Source organism: Mesorhizobium sp. M1E.F.Ca.ET.063.01.1.1 (genome assembly GCF_003998155.1).
GTDB lineage: Bacteria > Pseudomonadota > Alphaproteobacteria > Rhizobiales > Rhizobiaceae > Mesorhizobium.
Window position 1 is genome coordinate 1 of the sequence record NZ_RZSC01000420.1, and the last position, 5,196, is coordinate 5,196.

Sequence of the window (5,196 nt, forward strand, 5' to 3'; positions counted from 1 at the left end):
ATGGAACAGGCTCCAGTTCACGCGCCGCCGCTATGCCGGCGCCCAATTCGATCACCTGAAGATCCGACGGCGGCAATGCCGGCCCGGTCAGGCCGCGCCGCGTCAGGCGGATGCCCCAATCACCTTTTTCGCCATCGATTTCGAACAGATTGTATTGCGCCGCCGGGTGCTTGCCGCCGGGCGCCTGGCCGGCGGCGGCCACGCCGACCACCGGCACCTTGGCGCCGCGCGGGCCGATGGTGAACAGCGACGGCAGGTGCGAGTGACCGTGCAGGACGAGCTCGGCGCCATGCCGGCGAACGACCTTGTGGAAGCGCGCGATGCCGAAGAGCCGCTTATGCTGCGAGACCGCGCCGCGCACCGGCGGATGGTGGATCATGATGGCGCGAAACAGCCCCTGCTTGGCCATGGCGTCCAGGATCTTGCCGAGCCGCTCCGCTTGGCCCTCCATGAAGAAGCCGTTGGCCATGAAGGGCGCCGTGGCTCGCGCCGTCGTGACGCCGATCAGCGCGACGTTGCCGCGCACGCGCAGATAGGGAAAGGAATTGCGGTCGACCGGACTGTTGACGCCGTCGCCCGTCATCCACGGCGCCCAGGACCGACAAACCTTGTCGAAGGCGCCCGGCACATAGGCATCGTGATTGCCTGGCACCACGGACACGTCGTCCGGAGGGCCAAGCGTTTCCAGCCAGTGCTTCGCCATCTCGATCTCGCCGTCGAGCGCCAGGTTGACGAGATCGCCGGTGACGGCGAGATGATCGGGCGCGTTGGCCTTGATGTCGGCCACGATCGTGTCGATGACCGCATCATGCATATGCCGGCGGCGGTTGCGCTGCCAATTGACGTAACCCAGCACGCGCTTGGATGCGAGGTCGCGATAGGTTACATCGGGCAGCGGCCCCAGATGGACATCGGAAATATGCGCGAGCCTGAACATAGTCCCTTCTTAAGCGAGGCAGCGCAGGCTTTCCACTCACCGTTTGCTGTTCGCTTGGCGATTGCCGGATGACCGGCTCGCCCGACCCGGAAGAGGTGTTCCGCCAGACCGGCTGGCCGGGGCTGCGGGCAAGGCTGTTTCATTTCTATTTCCTGCTGCGCCGCCCGATGACGCTTGGCGTGCGCGGCCTGATTTATGACCGAGCCTCCAACTCCGTCTTCCTCATTCGCCATACCTATGTCCCGGGCTGGCAACTGCCAGGCGGCGGCGTCGAGAGTGGCGAGACGCTCCTTGAGGCGCTGGCACGCGAACTGGCCGAGGAGGGCAACATCGCGCTGACGGCCCCGCCGGTGTTGAAATCGATGCATTTCAACCGCCGCTCCAGCCGCCGTGACCATGTCGGGCTCTATCTGGTCGAGGCCTTCAGCCAGACCGTGCCGAAGCTGCCTGACCATGAGATCGCCGAGGCGGGATTCTTTCCGCTAGATTGTCTGCCGGATAGTACCACTCCGGCGACACTGCGGCGCATTGGGGAGATTTTCGGCGATGAGCCCCCATCGCCTCATTGGTAGCTACGCCGCCTTCCTGAACCTGCCGCGATCGTGCGGCGCGGCATAGTCGAGCTCCGGCCCCACGGGGATGATTCCGGTCGGATTGATCGATTTGTGGCTGCCGTAATAGTGCGACTTGATGTGGTGCAGGTTCACCGTGCCTGAGACGCCGGGCACCTGGTAGAGGTCGCGCAGATAGTTCGACAGGTTCGGATAGTCGGCGATACGGCGCAGATTGCATTTGAAGTGGCCGACATAGACCGGATCGAAACGCACCAGCGTGGTGAAAAGCCGCCAGTCGGCCTCGGTGATGCGCTCGCCGACCAGATAGCGCTGCTTCGACAGCCGCTCCTCGATTGCATCAAGCGCCGCGAACAATTCGCCGAACGCCTCCTCATAGGCCTCCTGCGTGGTGGCGAAGCCGGTGCGATAAACGCCGTTGTTGATCGCCGGATAGACGAGCGCGTTGATCTTGTCGATCTCGGGACGCATTGCCTTCGGATAGAAGTCGAGGTTCGCATCGCCCCACTCGTCGAAAGCGGAATTGAACATCCGGATGATCTCGGAAGACTCGTTGTTGACGATGGTTCCCTGTTTCTTGTCCCACAGCACTGGCACCGTCACTCGGCCCGAATAGGCGGGATCGGCCTTGGCATAGATCTGGTGAAGGTAATCGAGGCCGTAGAGCGTATCGCCGGTGGCGCCGTCTTCTGCCTTGAATGTCCAGCCGTTCTCGCCCATGAAATGATGCACCACCGAAACGGAGATGATGCCTTCCAGCTTCTTCAAGGCACGGAAAATCAGCGTCCGGTGCGCCCATGGGCAGGCGAGCGAAACGTAAAGATGATAGCGGCCAGGCTCTGCCTTGAAGCCGCGCTTGGCGCCCTCCGCCGGCGCGCCGTCGCGCGTCACCCAGTCGCGCCACAGTGATTCCTTCCGTACAAACCTGCCGCTGCTGTCGGTAACGCGCGACAGGTCCTGCCATTTGCCTTCAATCAGCAATCCCATGCGAAATCTCCTGCGCGTCCTAAGTCCTAAGAAGATTTAGGCGCGTTGCCAAAATGTCGAAACCCTCTGGCGCTGAACAGTTCGTCAAACGACGAAACCAGATTGTCAAGCGGCGGAAAAAAAAGGTCAAAAGCGCCGATTGCAGGCGAACAAAATTGGTGCTAGCGGAGGCGCTCATGTTCGACTTTGCCTCGATCCGGTTCGACCGACGACGAAAGGACGCCCGCGCTTGATGAAGCGCTGACTGGCGAACGCTGCCGCTTGCAGCAAACCTTCCTCGTATACCGGAACGCAAAGACCATGAGCCTTGCCGACGTGAAATACCTGCCGGAAACCCCGGCGCACGATGCTGAAATTGAAGCCATCAACGACGAGGCCTTCGGGCCCGGCCGTTTTGTGCTTGCCGCCTACAAGATCCGCGAAGCCGGCGGACATGACCGCTCGATGTCCTTTGTCGCCATCGAGGATGGCACGGTGATCGCCTCGGTGCGCATGACGCGCGTCGCCGCCGGCGCCGGCCGCGCCATGATGCTCGGCCCGCTTGCCGTACGCCCCGCCTTCAAGAACCTCGGCATCGGCCGCAGGCTGGTCGCCATCGCGCTCGAGGCCGCCGCGAAGGCCGGAGCGCCGGCCGTGATGCTGGTCGGCGACGAGCCTTACTACGGGCCGCTCGGCTTCAAGCGGTTTCCGCGCGGCCAGATCACCATGCCTCGCCCCGTCGATCTCGACCGGCTGCTTCACCATGAAATCAAGCCGGGCGCCGTGGCCCGCTTCGTCGGTGAGGTCTGCCATGCGGATACGGCGCGGGTCGCGGACCTCGCCCCGGCCGCGGTCAGGGCGCCGGCTAGTCCGCAAGTCTCGATCGATCCGGTCATTCAGGTTGCGCCCCAGCAGCGTGCTTCGTAGCATGATCCGAATTTTGGGAGGACGCCCGCATGAACCCGAACGGCCAGATCGCGATCGTCACCGGCGGCGGGTCTGGCCTCGGCGAGGCGACGGCGCGCGCCCTTGCCGCCAGGGGCGCCAAGGTTGCGATACTCGATGTCGGCGTTGACCGCGCGGCGAAGGTGGCGGCCGACATCGGCGGCATCGCCGTTCAGTGCGATGTCAGCAGCGGCGACAGCGGCACCGCCGCGATCGCCGAGGTTGCGAAGGAACTCGGCGAGCCGCGCATTCTGGTCAATTGCGCCGGCATTGCCATCGGCGTGAAGACGGTGGGCAAGGACGGTCCGCACCCGCTCGACCAGTACCGCAAGGTGATCGAGATCAACCTGATCGGCACCTTCAACATGATCCGCCTTGTCGCCGACCGCGCGGCGAAACTCGATCCGCTCGCCGGCGGCGAGCGCGGCGTCATCGTCAACACGGCGTCGGTCGCGGCCTATGACGGCCAGATCGGCCAGGCCGCTTATTCGGCCTCCAAGGGCGGCGTGGTCGGCATGACGCTGCCGGTGGCGCGCGATCTCGCCCGGTCCGGCATTCGCGTCTGCACCATTGCCCCGGGCATCTTCAAGACGCCGATGATGGCCGGCATGCCGCAGGAGGTGCAGGATTCGCTTGGCGCCTCGGTGCCCTTCCCGCCCCGCCTCGGCGAGCCTTCGGAATATGCGGCGCTTGCGCTCCACATTATCGAGAACCAGATGCTGAACGGCGAGACGATCCGCCTCGACGGCGCCATCCGCATGGCGCCGAAATAGAAGGGAATGACCACGTCGCGGACAGGCGCCTCCCCCGTCAAGGCAGGACCGCTGGCGGGTCTCAAGGTAATCGAGATGGCGGGCCTCGGCCCGGTGCCGCTCGCCGCCCTGATGCTGTCGGAAATGGGCGCCGACGTGCTGCGCATCGAACGGGCGGACGCGAAGGAGCCGCCCCTGCCCTTGCCGGAAGCATACGACCTCGATCGTCACGGCCGCTCCATCCTCGAGCTCGACCTGAAGCGTCCGGATGGCGCGGAGCTTCTGCTGCGCCTTGCGGAAAAGGCCGACATCCTCGTCGAGGGCTTCCGCCCCGGCGTCATGGAACGGCTGGGCCTCGGACCCGACGTCGTGCTCGAACGCAATCCGGCGCTGATCTATGGCCGCCTGACGGGCTTCGGCCAGGGTGGACCGCTCTCGCGTCGCGCCGGCCATGACATTACCTACCTCGCCTATGCCGGCCTGCTGCATGCCATCGGCAGGCAGGGAGCCCCGCCCGTGCCACCGCTCAATCTCGTCGCCGACCAGGGTGGTGGCGCCATGATGTTGATCGCCGGCGTGCTGGCCGCTCTCTTCCAGCGCTCGCGCACCGGCAAGGGCCAGGTGATCGATGCTGCGATGGTCGAGGGCGCATCAATGCTGGCGGCTCCGATCCACGCCTACATGGCGGCGGGTCTGTGGAGCGACAGTCGCGGCGATAACCTGCTCGATTCCGGCGCGCCCTTCTACGACGCCTATGAAACCGCGGACGGCCGGCATGTCGCCATCGGCTGCCTGGAGCCCCATTTTTTTGCCGAATTCGCCAGGCTGCTGCCGCTCGACCAGCGCTTTGTCGGCAGCCAATATGACAGGACATTGTGGCCCGAGATGCGCGCCGCCATAGCCGACAGGATCGGAGAGAAGACGCGCGACGAATGGGCCGACGTCTTCGCCGCGACCGATGCCTGCGTCGCGCCGGTTCTTTCCCTGACCGAGGCCAGGGGTAACTCTCACAATCGCGCAAGGC

6 protein-coding genes are annotated in these 5,196 nt (G+C 64.8%); 4 read left to right on the forward strand and 2 right to left on the reverse strand.

Annotated features, from left to right (window positions below):
• On the reverse strand, positions 1–937 hold a 937-nt coding region (locus tag EOA29_RS24270), incomplete at its 3' end, for a metallophosphoesterase (protein WP_145969769.1).
• A 68-nt stretch (positions 938–1,005) separates the two neighbouring features.
• Between EOA29_RS24270 and EOA29_RS24275 the strand changes: the two genes are divergently transcribed.
• Entirely contained in the window at positions 1,006–1,509 is a 504-nt protein-coding gene (locus EOA29_RS24275) for an NUDIX domain-containing protein (protein WP_126092299.1), read from the forward strand.
• On the opposite strand, the gene EOA29_RS24280 is transcribed toward EOA29_RS24275, so the two are convergent.
• Entirely contained in the window at positions 1,510–2,496 is a 987-nt protein-coding gene (locus tag EOA29_RS24280) for a glutathione S-transferase family protein (protein ID WP_126092298.1), read from the reverse strand. It lies immediately after the preceding gene.
• A gap of 300 nt (positions 2,497–2,796) precedes the next feature.
• Between EOA29_RS24280 and EOA29_RS24285 the strand changes: the two genes are divergently transcribed.
• The 3 genes from EOA29_RS24285 to EOA29_RS24295 form a co-directional block, all read left to right on the forward strand.
• A complete protein-coding gene (locus EOA29_RS24285; protein WP_126092297.1) occupies positions 2,797–3,402 on the forward strand; it encodes an N-acetyltransferase in 606 nt (201 codons plus the stop codon).
• Between the two features lie 29 nt (positions 3,403–3,431).
• A complete protein-coding gene (locus EOA29_RS24290) occupies positions 3,432–4,193 on the forward strand; it encodes a 3-hydroxyacyl-CoA dehydrogenase (protein ID WP_126092296.1) in 762 nt (253 codons plus the stop codon).
• A gap of 6 nt (positions 4,194–4,199) precedes the next feature.
• Positions 4,200–5,196, forward strand: a 997-nt coding sequence (locus EOA29_RS24295) for a CaiB/BaiF CoA-transferase family protein (RefSeq protein WP_145969770.1), incomplete at its 3' end; no start/stop codon positions are given.

What these genes read in the sequence shown, in the direction of transcription:
- EOA29_RS24275 (WP_126092299.1), top strand. Translation starts at nt 1,006, where the DNA reads ATGACCGGCTCGCCCGACCCGGAAGAGGTGTTCCGCCAGACCGGCTGG.
- EOA29_RS24280 (WP_126092298.1), bottom strand. Translation starts at nt 2,496, where the DNA reads ATGGGATTGCTGATTGAAGGCAAATGGCAGGACCTGTCGCGCGTTACC.
- EOA29_RS24285 (WP_126092297.1), top strand. Translation starts at nt 2,797, where the DNA reads ATGAGCCTTGCCGACGTGAAATACCTGCCGGAAACCCCGGCGCACGAT.
- EOA29_RS24290 (WP_126092296.1), top strand. Translation starts at nt 3,432, where the DNA reads ATGAACCCGAACGGCCAGATCGCGATCGTCACCGGCGGCGGGTCTGGC.